This window comes from Pseudomonas sp. Bout1, assembly GCF_034314165.1.
In the GTDB taxonomy this organism is placed as follows: domain Bacteria; phylum Pseudomonadota; class Gammaproteobacteria; order Pseudomonadales; family Pseudomonadaceae; genus Aquipseudomonas.
Window position 1 is genome coordinate 2222363 of the sequence record NZ_JAVIWK010000001.1, and the last position, 14504, is coordinate 2236866.

Consider the following 14504-nt stretch of genomic DNA (forward strand, 5'->3'; position numbering starts at 1 on the left):
GCATGGTCGGGGTTCGGTAACTTAAAAAGGACGAACCCCATGTTGGTATTAAGCCGCGCGGTAGGCGAAATAATCTCGGTGGGCGACCAGATCACTGTGCGCATTCTGGAAGTGAACGGTACCCAAGTGAAGCTCGGCGTGGAAGCGCCGGTGGGGGTCAACGTGCACCGGGCGGAGGTCTATCAGAAGATCCTCAGGCGCCAGAGGCAACAGGCCACGACCCATCCGGTGCCTGTGCCCAATCCATGATGGTCAGTCGAACAGATGCTTGGGCACATCGTGCTTGAGCATCAACTGGCACTGCTCGCTCTCGGGGTCGAAGACAATCAGCGCCTGGCCCTTGGTCAGTGCCTGGCGTACCCGCAGCACCCGGGTTTCCAGGGGCGTGTCGTCCCCATTGTCGGTACCGTCGCGGGTCACGAAGTCTTCGATGAGGCGGGTCAGGGTATCGACTTCAAGTGCATCGTAGGGAATCAGCATACAAGCCTCAGCTAAGGAATCCCGGCGATGCTACTGCGCCGGGATCCCAGTTGCCAGTCTCAGGTTTTTTGGCCCACCAGGCTGTCCACCGATGGCACGCGGGTATCACTCTCCATTTGCGTGTCGTGTTCGATCTGATGGCTGAACCGGTCGAGCGAGCCTTTGGCCGGCTGCGCATCGCTGGCGAACACTGGCGGGCTGAGGATATAAGCGCCCAACAGGCGGCTTAGTGCCGCCAGGCTGTCGATGTGCGTGCGCTCATAGCCATGGGTGGCGTCGCAACCAAATGCCAGCAGCGCGGTACGAATGTCGTGCCCGGCGGTCACCGCCGAATGCGCGTCGCTGAAGTAATAGCGAAACAGATCGCGGCGCACCGGCAGTTCATTTTCCGCCGCCAGGCGCAGCAGGTGGCGTGACAGGTGATAGTCATACGGCCCGCCGGAATCCTGCATCGCCACACTCACCGCGTGTTCGCTGGAGTGCTGCTCGTGGGCCACCGGGGCGATGTCGATACCGACGAATTCACTCACATCCCACGGCAATGCTGCCGCCGCGCCGCTGCCGGTTTCTTCGGTGATGGTAAACAGCGGGTGGCAGTCGATCAGCAGTGGCTGGCCGCTGTCGACAATCGCCTTGAGCGCCGCCAGCAGTGCCGCAACCCCAGCTTTATCGTCCAGGTGGCGGGCGCTGATATGGCCGCTCTCGGTGAACTCGGGCAGCGGGTCGAAGGCGACAAAATCGCCGACGCTGATGCCCAGCGAATCACAGTCGGCGCGGGTGGCACAGTAGGCGTCCAGGCGCAGTTCAATGTGGTCCCAACTGATGGGCATTTCATCCACGGCGGTATTGAACGCGTGCCCCGAGGCCATCAGCGGCAGCACGCTGCCACGGATCACGCCGTTATCGGTAAACAGGCTGACACGGCTGCCTTCGGCAAACCGGCTGGACCAGCAGCCCACTGGCGCGAGGGTCAGGCGGCCGTTTTCCTTGATCGCCCGCACGGCGGCGCCGATGGTGTCCAGGTGCGCGGACACGGCGCGGTCGGGACTGTTTTTCTGGCCCTTGAGGGTGGCGCGAATGGTGCCGCGCCGGGTCATTTCAAAGGGAATGCCCAGCTCTTCAAGGCGCTCGGCAACGTAGCGCACGATGGTGTCGGTAAACCCGGTGGGGCTGGGGATGGCGAGCATCTCCAGCAGCACTTTTTGCAGGTAAGCAAGATCCGGTTCGGGGATGGTTCGGGTCATGGAAACTCCTGATGAGTTGAGGGCATCGATGGTTTCGATGAGTGGGCCATGGGCTAGAGAGTCATCGACTGTTCCGACCCCATCGCGGGCAAGCCCGGCTCCCACATTGGAGTGCATTCCACGTGTGGGAGCGGGCTTGCCCGCGAAGGCGCCAGTCAAGGCAACACTTTCTCAAGCCGTCGGTTGGCTGTGCGGAAACAACAGGTCCACAAACTTTTCAGCCGTCGGCTGCGGTTCGTGGTTGGCCAGCCCGGCCCGTTCGTTGGCTTCGATGAATACGTATTCCGGTTGGTCAGCGGCCGGCACCATCAGGTCCAGGCCCACCATCGGAATGTCCAGGGCGCGGGCCGCACGCACGGCGGCGTCGACCAGCGTCGGGTGCAGAATGGCCGTGACGTCTTCCAGGCAACCGCCGGTGTGCAGGTTGGCGGTACGCCGCACCGCCAGGCGTTCGCCACGGGGCAGGATGCTGCTGTAGTCATAGCCGGCAGCCTGCAGGGTGCGTTGGGTTTCGTGGTCCAGGGGGATTTTGCTTTCGCCGTCGGTGGCGGCCTGGCGTCGGCGGCTCTGGGCCTCGATCAGCGCGCCGATGGAGTGCTGGCCGTCGCCGGTGACTTCCGCGGGGCGGCGAATGGCGGCGGCGACCACTTCAAAACCGATCACCAGAATGCGCAGGTCGAGCCCTTCGTGGAAGCTTTCCAGCAGCACCCGTGTGTCGAACTGGCGGGCCGCTTCAATCGCTTTTTGCACCTCTTCAATACTCTGCAAATCCACCGCCACGCCCTGGCCTTGCTCGCCATCCAGCGGTTTGACGACGATGCGCTGATGCTCGTCGAGGAACTCCAGGTTGTCATCGGCACTGCCCGCCAACTGTTGTTGCGGCAGGTTCAAACCGGCGGCCTTGAGCACTTTGTGGGTCAGGCTCTTGTCCTGGCACAGGGTCATACTGATGGCGCTGGTCAGGTCACTCAGGGATTCGCGACAGCGCACCCGGCGGCCACCGTGGCTTAAGGTGAACAGCCCGGCATCGGCGTCATCGACCTGCACATCGATCCCGCGCCGATGGGCTTCCTCAACGATGATCCGCGCATACGGATTGAATTCCGCTTGCGGGCCGGGGCCGAGGAACAATGGCTGGTTGATGCCGTTCTTGCGCTTGATGGCAAAGGTGGTCAGGGCGCGAAAACCGAGCTTGGCGTAAAGACTTTTCGCCTGGCGGTTATCGTGCAGCACCGACAGGTCGAGGTAGCTCAGGCCACGGCTCATGAAGTGTTCGATCAGGTGGCGCACCAGCACTTCGCCCACGCCGGGGCGCGAGCATTGCGGGTCCACCGCCAGGCACCAGAGGCTGCAACCGTTCTCCGGGTCGTGGAAGGCTTTCTGGTGGTTCAGGCCCATCACGCTACCGATCACCGCGCCGTTGTCTTCGTCCTCGGCCAGCCAATACACCGGGCCGCCCTGATGACGCGGGGTGAGCAGCGCCGGGTCCACCGGCAACATGCCGCGGCCCTGATACAGCTGGTTCACTGCCTGCCAGTCCGCTTCGCTTTGCGCGCGGCGAATACGAAAGCCGCGAAACACCCGGGTCGCCGGACGATAGTCGGTGAACCACAGGCGCAACGTATCGGAGGGGTCGAGAAACAACTGCTGCGGGTCAATCCCCAGGATCTGCTGCGGCGCCGCCACATACAGTGCGATGTCGCGCTCGCCGGGCTGCTCGTTGAGCAACTCCAGGGCCAGGCTCGCCGGGTCGGGAAACGTATGGCCGATCAACAGCCGGCCCCAGCCGCAATGCACGGCAATCGGCGTAGGGCCCAGCTCGCTGCCGTCTTCGGCAAAGCGGGCTTGCAGGCGCTCGTAGGAGGGCGCCTGGCCCCGCAGCAAACGTTGGCTGTAAGCCGTGGCATGAGGTTTCATGAATCAGATTCCTTGTTCGCTGAGCCACAGGTTCAGCGCCGCCAGTTGCCACAGCTTGGAGCCGCGCAACGGGGTCAATTGGCCTTGGGGGTCGGTGAGCAGGCGGTCGAGCATCGCCGGGTTGAACAGGCCGCGATCCTGGCTTGGGTCCAGCAGCAGGTCGCGTACCCAGTTCAAGGTGTCGCCCTGCAAATGCTTGAGGCCGGGCACCGGGAAATAGCCTTTCTTGCGGTCGATGACCTCGCTCGGGATTACCCGGCGCGCGGCTTCCTTGAGCACTTGCTTGCCGCCGTCCGGCAGCTTGAATTTGCCCGGTACTCGGGCCGACAGTTCCACCAGGCGGTAGTCGAGAAACGGCGTACGCGCTTCCAGGCCCCAGGCCATGGTCATGTTGTCGACGCGTTTGACCGGGTCATCCACCAGCATCACGGTGCTGTCCAGGCGCAGGGCTTTGTCCACCGCGGCATCGGCACCGGGCTGGGCGAAATGCTCGCGCACAAAGTCGCCGGCGGCGTCATTGGCGGTCAGCCATTTGGGCGCGACGGTGGCTGCGTAGTCGTCGTAACTGCGGTCGAAAAACGCATCGCGGTAGGCCGCATACGGATCGCTCGCGCCATCCACCTGCGGGTACCAGTGGTAACCGGCGAACAGCTCATCGGCGCCCTGGCCGCTTTGCACCACCTTGCAATGCTTGGCCACTTCCCGGGACAAGAGGTAAAAGGCGATGCAGTCGTGGCTGACCATCGGCTCGCTCATGGCACGGAATGCTGCTGGCAGTTGCTCGATGATCTCGCTTTCGGCAATGCGCAGTTGGTGGTGACGGGTGCCGTAATGCTTGGCGATCAAATCCGAATACTGGAATTCGTCACCGCGCTCGCCACCGGCGTCTTCAAAACCGATGGAGAAGGTCGACAGGTCCTGCACGCCGACTTCGCGCAACAGGCCCACCAGCATGCTGGAGTCGACGCCGCCCGAGAGCAGCACGCCCACATCCACCGCCGCCCGCTGACGAATCGCCACGGCCTCGCGGGTGCTGTCGAGCACGCGGTCGGTCCAGTCCTCGAGGGTCAGGTTGGCTTCATCCGCGTGCGGGCCGTAGGGCAGGGTCCACCAGGTTTTCTGTTCGGTGTTGCCGTCGGCATCAATGCGCATCCAGGAGGCGGGCGGCAGCTTTTCAATGCCCGCCAGTAGAGTGCGCGGCGCCGGTACCACGGCATGAAAGTTCAGGTAATGGTTGAGTGCAACCGGATCAAGGATCGGGTTGATGTCGCCGCCCTTGAGCAGTGCCGGCAATGCCGAAGCAAAGCGCAGGCGCTGGCCGGTGCGCGACAGGTACAGCGGCTTCACGCCGAGACGGTCACGGGCGATAAACAGGCGCTGGGCATCGCGCTCCCAGATGGCGAACGCGAACATGCCATTGAGCTTGGGCAGCAGGGCTTCGCCCCAGGCGTGGTAGCCCTTGAGCAGCACTTCGGTGTCGCCACCGGAATAGAACGCATAGCCGAGCGCTTCGAGCTCTGTGCGCAATTCAGGGAAGTTGTAGATCGCGCCATTGAACGCCAGGGACAGCCCCAGTTGGGCGTCGACCATCGGTTGGGCAGAGCCGTCCGACAGGTCCATGATTTTCAGGCGGCGATGGCCCAGGGCAATCGGCCCTTGGGCGTGGAAGCCCCATGCATCGGGGCCTCGGGGGGCGAGGTGATGGGTGATTCGTTCCACTGCTGCCAGGTCGGCAGGTTGGTGATCAAAGCGTAACTCGCCAGCTAATCCGCACATAAATTCCTTACCGGTTTTTCCGTTGGGGAGGATAGAAATGCAGCCCGCCAAAACGGCAGGTACCCAAAGACTGACCCGGGTAAATTGTGGGAGTTTTAGAACGATACGTTATAAGGCAATGAGCCTTGACGGGTTGCGGGCCCGTCAGGGCGCTCAGGTTTTGCTTGCGTTACCGCGAATCAGGGTGCGCAACGCGAACCGATTCGGGTGGCAGGCTTCGCTGACACTGCGCGGCAGCGGCAGCGGTTCATCGTCCAGCCAGGCGGCCAGTAGTTCGGCGCAGAGGGGCGCGGTGACCAGCCCGCGTGAGCCATGGCCACTGTTGATATACAGGCCGTTTAGCCACGGGCACGGAGCATCAGGGATGTGCCGGGCGTCTTTGCTGAGGGCCGCGTACAGGTGATCAAACGCCTCGCGTTCCGCCAGCGGCCCGACGATCGGCAAGTAGTCGGGGCTGGTGCAGCGGAACGCGGCGCGGCCTTCGAGCTGCTCGGGCGCCAGGCTATCGGCGCCCAGGCGGTGCAGCAGGTCGATGGAGATTTCCCGCAGCATCTCAAGGTTACCCACGTGTTCGGCCACCGTGGGCGTAAGGTCGTCGCTCTTGAAATCAAAGCTGGCGCCGAGGGTATGCTCGCCCAGGCGTGGCGGGGCCACATACCCCTCGGCGCACACCACCGTGGCCAACGCCTGGCTGTGTGCCGTTTGCGGTAGCCGGGTGATTTGCCCGCGGATGCGCTTGAGGGGCAAGTCTGCGCTGAAGGAAAACCGCTTGATCTCGGCCGCACCGGCCAGCACTACCACCGTGGCCTGAGCTAGAACCGTATCGCCATGCAGCGCCTGCCACTGACCGTCGACCTGCTTGAGCTCAAGGGCGTCGTGGTGGTGGAGCACCTCGATCAGCGGATGCCTGGCTTGCCATTGGCACAGCGCGGGCGGGTGTACCCAGCCGCCTTCGGGGAAGAACAAGCCCCCATGCGCCAGGGTTACTCCGGCTCGCGCCTGGGCCTTTTGTTGATCCAACAGGTGCAGCAGATCCGGAGCAAAAGCACTGGCCAACTGCGCCTGGCGCTCGGCCTCCTTGGCATTGAAGGCCAGTTGCAACACGCCGCAGCCATCCCAGTCCACGCCCCGTTGCAGGTGCTCCAACAGGCGCCGGGTGTGGCTGAAACCGCTGAGAATCAACTGCGACAGTGCCGTGCCATGGGCTGAAAGCTTGAGGTACAACACCCCTTGCGGGTTGCCGGAGGCTTCTTGTGCGAGTGCTGCGTGGCGCTCCAGCAAGCTGACCCGCCAGCCGCGCGCCGCGAGGCTGGCGGCCGTGGCACACCCGGCAAGGCCGCCGCCGATTACCAGCGCGTGGCGTTCACCGCCCACGGCAGGCGGGCGCGCGAACCAGGGTTTTACCGCAGCAGGCGCAGGCGTTTCAGCTGGCCAACCGAGAAATTCACCCCGCAGGATTTCCCACTTGTGACCGATGCCCGGGGTGCGCTTCATCTTGAACCCGGCGGCGTTGATCAACCTGCGCACCCAGCCGGTGCTGGTGAAGGTGCTGATGGTGGAGCCCGGTGCTGCCAGCCGTGCCAGTTCGGCAAACAGCTCGGCGGTCCACATATCGGGGTTTTTTGCCGGGGCGAAACCGTCGAGGAACCAGGCGTCGATTTGCGCGTCCAGCTGTGGCAGTTGCTCCAGTGCATCGCCGATCAACAGCGTGAGGGTGACGCGGCCGTTATCCAGCACCAGCCGCTGGAAACCCTGATGGATCGCGATGTACTGCCCCAGCAGTTGCTCGGCAAACGCTGCCAGTTCCGGCCAGAGGGCGAGGGCGCGTTGCAGGTCGGCGTGGCTCAGTGGGTACTTTTCCACACTCACAAAATGCAGGCGCGCACCCGCCACCGCGTGTTGTTCGAACAACTGCCAGGCGCACAGGAAATTCAAGCCGGTGCCGAAGCCGGTCTCGCCGATCACTAAGCGCCCGCCCACCGGCAGTGCAGCAAAGCGTTCCTGCAAACGGTTCTGTTCGAGGAATACGTAGCGGGTTTCTTCAAGGCCCGACTTGTCGGAGAAGTACACATCATCGAAGACCCGCGAGTGCGGGCGACCTTGGTCATCCCAGTCGAGCTGGGCGTGGGATACGGGGTTCATGAGTGGCTCGGCAAAGGCAAGGCGGCCATTCTAGCCGATCAACAGGGTTGTCATTGATCCATGGCAAGCGGCTGTGGAATTTCCTGCCGCGTGTTGCTGCCCAATCCGCTAGTCTTGATCACTTCTGGAACGGAGCCGCCCATGTTCGAATCTGCCGAAATCGGTCACGCCATCGACAAAGAAACCTACGACGCCGAAGTGCCGGCCTTGCGTGAAGCCTTGCTGGAGGTGCAGTACGAGCTGCAACAGCAAAAGCGCTTCCCGGTGATCGTCCTGATCAATGGCATCGAAGGCGCCGGCAAGGGCGAAACCGTCAAGCTGCTCAATGAATGGATGGACCCGCGCCTGATCGAGGTACGCACCTTTGACCAGCAGACCGACGAAGAACTGGCCCGCCCACCGGCCTGGCGCTATTGGCGCCAGCTTCCGGCGAAAGGCCGCATGGGTGTCTTCTTTGGCAACTGGTACAGCCAGATGCTGCAGAGTCGCGTCCATGGCGAGATCAAGGATGCACGGCTCGACCAGGCCATCGCCGGTGCCGAGCGCCTGGAAAAGATGCTCTGCGACGAAGGCGCGCTGATCTTCAAGTTCTGGTTTCACCTCTCCAAAAAGCAAATGAAGTCCCGGCTCAAGGCCTTGCAGGACGACCCGCTGCACAGCTGGCGCATCAGCCCGCTGGATTGGCAGCAATCCAAGACCTACGACAAGTTTGTGCATTTTGGTGAGCGGATCCTGCGCCGCACCAGCCGTGACTATGCGCCGTGGTATGTGATCGAAGGTGTCGATGCGCACTACCGTGGGCTGACCGTGGGCAAGATCCTGCTTGAAGGCCTGCAAAACGCCTTGAAAGTGCCCAAGGGTAAAATCAGCGGCATGAACCCGGCGCCGCTGCCGTCGGCGGTTGACCAGATGAGCCTGCTGAACAGCCTGGACATGAGCCTGAGCCTGGAGAAGGCCGATTACGAAGAACAGTTGATCACTGAGCAGGCACGGTTCTCCGGGCTGATGCGCGACAAGCGCATGCGCAAACACGCCTTGGTGACGGTATTTGAAGGTAACGACGCCGCCGGCAAGGGCGGGGCAATCCGCCGTGTGGCTGCGGCCCTCGATCCCCGCCAATACCACATCGTCCCGATTGCCGCGCCCAGCGAAGATGAGCGCGCCCAGCCTTACCTGTGGCGTTTCTGGCAGAAAATCCCGGCGCGCGGCATGTTCACCGTATTCGACCGCTCCTGGTACGGCCGGGTGCTGGTGGAGCGTATCGAGGGCTTCTGCACGCCTACCGACTGGATGCGCGCTTACGGCGAGATCAACGACTTTGAAGAGCAACTGCGCGACGCCGGGGTGATCGTGGTCAAGTTCTGGCTGGCGATCGACAAGCAGACGCAACTGGAGCGGTTCCAGGCCCGCGAGGAAATCCCGTTCAAGCGTTTCAAGATCACCGAAGACGACTGGCGCAACCGCGACAAGTGGGATGACTACCGCGCAGCCGTGGGCGACATGGTGGACCGCACCAGCACCGAGATCGCGCCGTGGACGCTGGTGGAGGCCAACGACAAGCGCTGGGCACGGGTCAAGGTGTTGCGCACTATCAACCGGGCGCTGGAGGAGGCGTTCGACAAGTCGGACAAGCATGACAAAAAGAAGTAACGCCATGCTTTTGTATACGCCAGGTGAATGATTGTCGCGGTTGAAGAGGGCGGGCTCTATGCTCGATCCAGCGCTCAACAACCCTGACAATTGAGGTAGCCCATGCGTGAAGTAGTGATCGTCGACAGCGTGCGAACCGGCCTGGCCAAGTCCTTTCGCGGCAAGTTCAACCAGACCCGTCCTGATGACATGGCCGCCCATTGCGTCAACGCGCTGCTGGCCCGCAACGGCATCGACCCGGCCAGCGTCGAGGATTGCATCGTGGGCGCCGGCTCCAACGAAGGCGCGCAGGGCTACAACATCGGTCGCAACGTGGCGGTGTTGTCGCAACTGGGCACCGGTACTGCGGGCATGACCCTCAACCGTTTCTGTTCCTCGGGCTTGCAGGCGATCGCGATTGCGGCCAACCAGATTGCCTCCGGTTGCAGTGAGATCATCGTTGCCGGCGGGGTTGAGTCCATCAGCCTGACCATGAAAAGCGTCAACACCGACAACTTGATCAACCCGTTGCTCAAGGAGCAGGTGCCGGGCATCTATTTTCCCATGGGGCAGACGGCGGAAATTGTTGCGCGGCGGTATCACGTGAGTCGTGAAGAGCAGGATCTGTATGCGCTGCAGAGCCAGCAGCGTACCGCCCAGGCGCAGGCTGACGGGTTGTTTGATGATGAAATCGTGCCGATGGCGGTGAAGTACAAAGTTGAGGACAAGAACACCGGAGCGGTGCAGGTGTTGGACGGGGTGGTGGATCGGGATGATTGCAACCGCGCGGATACGACCCTGGCCAGCCTGGCGGGGTTGAAGCCGGTGTTTGCCGAGGATGGCTCGGTGACGGCGGGGAATTCGTCGCAGTTGTCTGATGGGGCTTCGATGACGTTGGTGATGAGCCTGGAGAAGGCGCTGGAATTGGGGCTTAAGCCCAAGGCGTTTTTCCGGGGGTTTACGGTGGCGGGGTGTGAGCCGGATGAGATGGGCATTGGGCCGGTGTTTTCGGTGCCCAAGTTGCTCAAGGCTCGGGGGTTGGTGGTGGCGGATATTGATTTGTGGGAGTTGAATGAGGCGTTTGCTTCGCAGTGTCTGTATGCGCGTGATCGGCTGGAGATTGATAATGCCAGGTACAACGTCAACGGCGGGTCGATTTCGATTGGGCATCCGTTTGGGATGACCGGGTCGCGGCAGGTGGGGCATTTGGTGAGGGAGTTGCAGCGGCGCCAGCTGCGTTACGGGGTTGTCACTATGTGCGTGGGGGGTGGGATGGGGGCAACCGGGTTGTTTGAGGCGGTGCTGTAGTGGGGGCATATCCGTTGTTTAGGTAACGGCGGGTATGGGTTCCGCTCTTACAGCGGGTCACTTTTGAAAAGCGCAAAAGTAACCAAAACGCTCTGCCCCGCCTGTCGGCGCCTCGCTTAGGCTCGGCGTTCCCTCTCTCCGGGATTGCTCCGCGGGCCGCCGCGACGGCCCGTCCCTGGCCCGTCGCGGCTAAACCGGCGTCCTGCCGGTTTACCCGCTCCTCAATCCCTGCGTTCGGCCTCGGGCTGAATGGGGCAGTCACATCAAAAGCAAGATCAAGAACACAGCGGCCTACAGGCCGGCTTGAGTGTTAAAAGCCAAGGCAAAAGCTGTAGGAGCTGGCTTGCCGGCGATGCAGGCAACTCGGTTTTTCAGATGCGCCAAGGTGGCGCCATCGCCGGCAAGCCAGCGCCTACGGTGGGCCGTGCTTTCAGAGAAAAAACGAAGCCGCTTTAGTGACCCACCGTAAGGGCGGAACACGTATCAACCATCACCGCAAAAACGGATATACACCCACCCCCGGCATCCCTCTAGAATGCACCTCCTCCACCTCTGGCATTCGGGGCATTCATGCATATCTCATCGGGCCGCTGGGTCTACGGTTTATCCCTGGCCCTGCTGACCGCGCTGCTCTGGGGCATTCTGCCGATCAAACTCAAACAAGTGTTGCAGGTGATGGACCCGGTCACCGTCACCTGGTTTCGCCTGGTCGTGTCCGGCAGTTGCCTGTTTGTCTACCTTGGCGCAGTCCGGCGGTTGCCCAACTGGCGCGCCCTCGGGCCAAAAGGCGGCTGGCTCCTGGCAATCGCTGTGTGCGGCTTGATGGGCAACTATGTGCTCTATCTGGTAGGCCTGAACTTGCTCAGTCCCGGCACCGCGCAACTGGTGGTGCAGGTGGGCCCGATCTTCCTGATGATCGCCAGTGTCTTTGTGTTCAAGGAACGCTTCAGCCTCGGCCAAGGCGTGGGCCTAATGATACTGATCACCGGCTTTGGCCTGTTTTTCAATCAGCGCCTGACCGAACTGCTGACCTCCCTGGGCACCTACACCGCCGGCGTACTGACGATTCTCCTGGCCACCACCATCTGGACCTTCTACGCCCTGGGCCAGAAGCAGTTATTGACGGTATGGAATTCGGTGCAGGTGATGATGGTGATCTACCTGTCCTGCGCGCTATTGCTGACACCCTGGGCACACCCGATGGAGGCGCTGCAACTGAACCCGCTGCAAGGCTGGCTGCTGCTGGCCTGCTGTTTCAATACCCTGATTGCCTACGGCGCATTCGCCGAAGCCCTGGCCCACTGGGAAGCCTCGCGCGTGAGCGCTACCCTGGCAATGACGCCGCTGGTAACTTTCGTCGCGGTGGCATTGGCGGCCTGGATATGGCCCGACTATGTGCACGCCGAAGACATCAATGCCCTCGGCTACGGTGGGGCCGTGTTGGTTGTATTGGGTTCCGCTACCGTGGCGCTGGCACCGTCGTTGTTCGCCGGGCTCAAGGCCCGGCGTGCACGGTTGGCGTCTTAATGACCGGCTTCCAGCATGTTTTCCGGACGCACCCACTGGTCGAACTCTGCATCCGTGAGGTAGCCAAGCTTCAGCGCCGCTTCCCGTAGGGTCAGCCCTTCGGCATAGGCCTTCTTGGCAATCTCGGCCGACTTGTCGTAGCCGATGTGTGGGTTCAGTGCCGTCACCAGCATCAGGCCACGTTCAAGGTGCGCGGCCATTTGCTCGGCGTCAGGTTCAAGCCCGGCGATGCAGTGCTCATGGAAGTTGCTGCAACCATCGGCCAGCAGGCGGATCGACTCCAGCAGGTTGTGGATGATCACCGGTTTGAACACGTTCAACTGCAAATGGCCCTGGCTTGCGGCAAAGCCGATGGTCACGTCGTTGCCCAGCACCTGGCAGGCCAGCATCGACAACGCCTCGCACTGGGTCGGGTTGACCTTGCCGGGCATGATCGAGCTGCCCGGCTCATTGGCCGGCAACTTGACCTCGGCCAGCCCGGCACGTGGGCCGGAGCCCAGCAGGCGCAGGTCGTTGGCGATTTTCATCAAGGCCACGGCGAGGGTTTTCAGCGCGCCGTGCAAGGTGGTCAACGGCTCATGGCCCGACAGCGCGGCAAACTTGTTCGGGGCGGTAACAAACGGCAGGCCCGACAGCGCCGCCAACTCCGAGGCAATCGCCTCGCCAAAGCCGTGGGGCGAATTGAGCCCGGTGCCCACGGCGGTGCCGCCCTGGGCCAGTTCACACACGGCGGGCAGGGCGCTGCGTATCGCGCGTTCGGCGTAATCCAGTTGCGCTATAAAAGCCGAGACTTCCTGGCCAAACGTGATAGGTGTGGCGTCCATCATGTGGGTGCGGCCGGTTTTCACCAGCTTCATGTGCCGCGCCGACAGTTCCGCCAGGCCACCGGACAGCTCACGGATCGCCGGCAACAGCTTCTCGGTGACGGCCTGCACGGCGGCGATGCTCATGGCCGTGGGGAAGCAGTCGTTGGAGCTTTGGGAGCGGTTCACGTGATCGTTGGGGTGCACCGGGCTCTTGCCGCCGCGGGGCTTGCCTGACAGCTCGTTGGCACGGCCGGCGATTACTTCGTTGGCGTTCATGTTGCTCTGGGTGCCGCTGCCGGTCTGCCACACCACCAGGGGGAACTGGTCGTCGTGTTCGCCGGCGAGCACTTCGTCGGCGGCCTGTTCGATCAGCCGGGCGATGTCGGCGGGCAGGTCGCCATTGCGGTCGTTGACCCGGGCCGCAGCCTTCTTGATCAAGGCCAGGGCGTGCAGCACGGCCAGGGGCATGCGCTGGTCGCCGATGGCAAAGTTCACCAGCGAGCGTTGGGTCTGCGCACCCCAGTAAGCGTCATCCGGGACTTGCACTTCTCCCAGGCTGTCGGTTTCGATACGGCTCATCGGGCACACTCCTTCAGGTTCGTTTGCGCAGTTTAGGCCGTGATGGACCTTGAGGGTTCCATTAAAGACTTTTCATCGGATTATCTACCGCAAAACCAGGCCCCATAAGGCGTGGGGTTGAGCCGCGGCGTTTTTTAGGCGCAGAATGGGCGCCCTTGGGGTCTTACCTCGCCTGCTAGAAAAGGAAACTCGATGACTCGTCTTCGTGCCATCTGTACCGCGGTTGCTCTGGTATGTGCCAGCGGCCAGGTTTTTGCCGATACCGCCAGCCACAACGCCAGTGCCGAAGCCTTCCTTACCCTGGCCCATGCCGACAAGCTGGGTACCCCGGTGTACATGCAAGTGCAGCAAATGTTCGCCCAGCGTTTCGAGCAGACCAAGGCGCCTGCTTCCAAGCAAACCGTCCTGGACACCTACCAGGCCAAGGCCAACACTGCCCTGGACCAGGCCATCGGCTGGAACAAGCTCAAGCCGGACATGGTCAAGCTCTACACCGACAACTTCAGCGAATCCGAGCTCAAGGACCTGGTTGCGTTCTATCAGTCGCCACTGGGCAAGAAAGTCCTGGAAAAAATGCCGCAGCTGACCCAGCAATCGGCCCAGATGACCCAGGCCAAGCTGGAAAGCGCGGTACCTGTGGTGAACAAGCTGCTGGAAGACATGACCAACGAGCTGACGCCAAAAGCCCCAGCCCCGGCCAAGAAGAAGTAAACAGGAATGACCATGCAACAGCGTATCGAATCGGCACTCGTCGCCCTGAGCCCGGAACACTTGAGCGTGCTGGATGAAAGCCATATGCACAGCCGTGGGTTGCAGACCCACTTCAAGGCCGTGCTGGTCAGCCAGCAGTTCGAGGGGCTCAATCGCGTCAAGCGCCACCAGAAGGTCTACGCCACGCTGGGTGACCTGATGAGCGAATTCCATGCGTTGGCGCTGCATACCTATACGCCTGAAGAGTGGGCGAAAATCGACGCAGCCCCGGCCTCGCCGACCTGCGCCGGCGGACACTGACACTGTGGCACATCAGCTTGATGTGGTGAGGGAGCAAGTTCCCTCGCCACAGTAAGAGGCGGTCCATAATCGTCGCCATTTTTGT

Annotated in this window: 12 protein-coding genes; 6 read left to right on the plus strand and 6 right to left on the minus strand. The window is 62.3% G+C overall.

Going from position 1 to position 14504, the window contains the following annotated elements:
* Positions 1-39: 39 nt before the first annotated feature.
* Positions 40-249 (plus strand): carbon storage regulator CsrA, encoded by a 210-nt coding sequence (csrA, locus tag RGV33_RS10170; RefSeq protein ID WP_322144152.1) that lies wholly within the window; start codon positions 40-42, stop codon positions 247-249.
* A gap of 3 nt (positions 250-252) precedes the next feature.
* Here csrA and RGV33_RS10175 read toward each other — a convergent pair whose 3' ends face one another.
* From RGV33_RS10175 to mnmC, 5 genes are all read right to left on the minus strand, one after another.
* Entirely contained in the window at positions 253-480 is a 228-nt protein-coding gene (locus RGV33_RS10175; protein ID WP_003192759.1) for a YheU family protein, read from the minus strand.
* 59 nt (positions 481-539) lie between these two features.
* Complete coding sequence (locus tag RGV33_RS10180; protein ID WP_088427003.1) at positions 540-1724, minus strand: osmoprotectant NAGGN system M42 family peptidase; 1185 nt, start codon at positions 1722-1724, stop codon at positions 540-542.
* A gap of 171 nt (positions 1725-1895) precedes the next feature.
* The gene (gene ngg / locus RGV33_RS10185) at positions 1896-3641 is read right to left on the minus strand and encodes an N-acetylglutaminylglutamine synthetase (RefSeq protein ID WP_322144153.1); all 1746 of its coding nucleotides are present in this window, start codon (positions 3639-3641) and stop codon (positions 1896-1898) included.
* A gap of 3 nt (positions 3642-3644) precedes the next feature.
* A complete protein-coding gene (locus tag RGV33_RS10190) occupies positions 3645-5417 on the minus strand; it encodes an N-acetylglutaminylglutamine amidotransferase (protein ID WP_322144154.1) in 1773 nt (590 codons plus the stop codon).
* 153 nt (positions 5418-5570) lie between these two features.
* On the minus strand, positions 5571-7559 hold the full coding sequence (mnmC, locus tag RGV33_RS10195; RefSeq protein ID WP_322144155.1) for a bifunctional tRNA (5-methylaminomethyl-2-thiouridine)(34)-methyltransferase MnmD/FAD-dependent 5-carboxymethylaminomethyl-2-thiouridine(34) oxidoreductase MnmC: 1989 nt from the start codon (positions 7557-7559) through the stop codon (positions 5571-5573).
* Positions 7560-7700: 141 nt separating this feature from the next.
* Here mnmC and pap point away from each other — a divergent pair, with 141 nt between their 5' ends.
* From pap to RGV33_RS10210, 3 genes are all read left to right on the plus strand, one after another.
* Entirely contained in the window at positions 7701-9209 is a 1509-nt protein-coding gene (pap, locus tag RGV33_RS10200) for a polyphosphate:AMP phosphotransferase (protein ID WP_322144156.1), read from the plus strand.
* Positions 9210-9311: 102 nt separating this feature from the next.
* Positions 9312-10496 (plus strand): thiolase family protein, encoded by a 1185-nt coding sequence (locus RGV33_RS10205; protein WP_322144157.1) that lies wholly within the window; start codon positions 9312-9314, stop codon positions 10494-10496.
* 570 nt (positions 10497-11066) lie between these two features.
* Positions 11067-12023, plus strand: coding sequence for a DMT family transporter (locus tag RGV33_RS10210; RefSeq protein ID WP_322144158.1), 957 nt, complete (start codon positions 11067-11069; stop codon positions 12021-12023).
* On the opposite strand, the gene RGV33_RS10215 is transcribed toward RGV33_RS10210, so the two are convergent.
* Positions 12020-13408 (minus strand): class II fumarate hydratase, encoded by a 1389-nt coding sequence (locus RGV33_RS10215; RefSeq protein ID WP_322144159.1) that lies wholly within the window; start codon positions 13406-13408, stop codon positions 12020-12022. The two genes, RGV33_RS10210 and RGV33_RS10215, sit on opposite strands and share 4 nt — an antisense overlap.
* Before the next feature lie 192 nt (positions 13409-13600).
* Here RGV33_RS10215 and RGV33_RS10220 point away from each other — a divergent pair, with 192 nt between their 5' ends.
* Both RGV33_RS10220 and RGV33_RS10225 read left to right on the plus strand, forming a co-directional pair.
* Positions 13601-14119, plus strand: coding sequence for a DUF2059 domain-containing protein (locus tag RGV33_RS10220; RefSeq protein WP_322144160.1), 519 nt, complete (start codon positions 13601-13603; stop codon positions 14117-14119).
* A 6-nt stretch (positions 14120-14125) separates the two neighbouring features.
* On the plus strand, positions 14126-14419 hold the full coding sequence (locus RGV33_RS10225; protein WP_003216739.1) for a BolA family protein: 294 nt from the start codon (positions 14126-14128) through the stop codon (positions 14417-14419).
* Positions 14420-14504 lie beyond the last annotated feature (85 nt).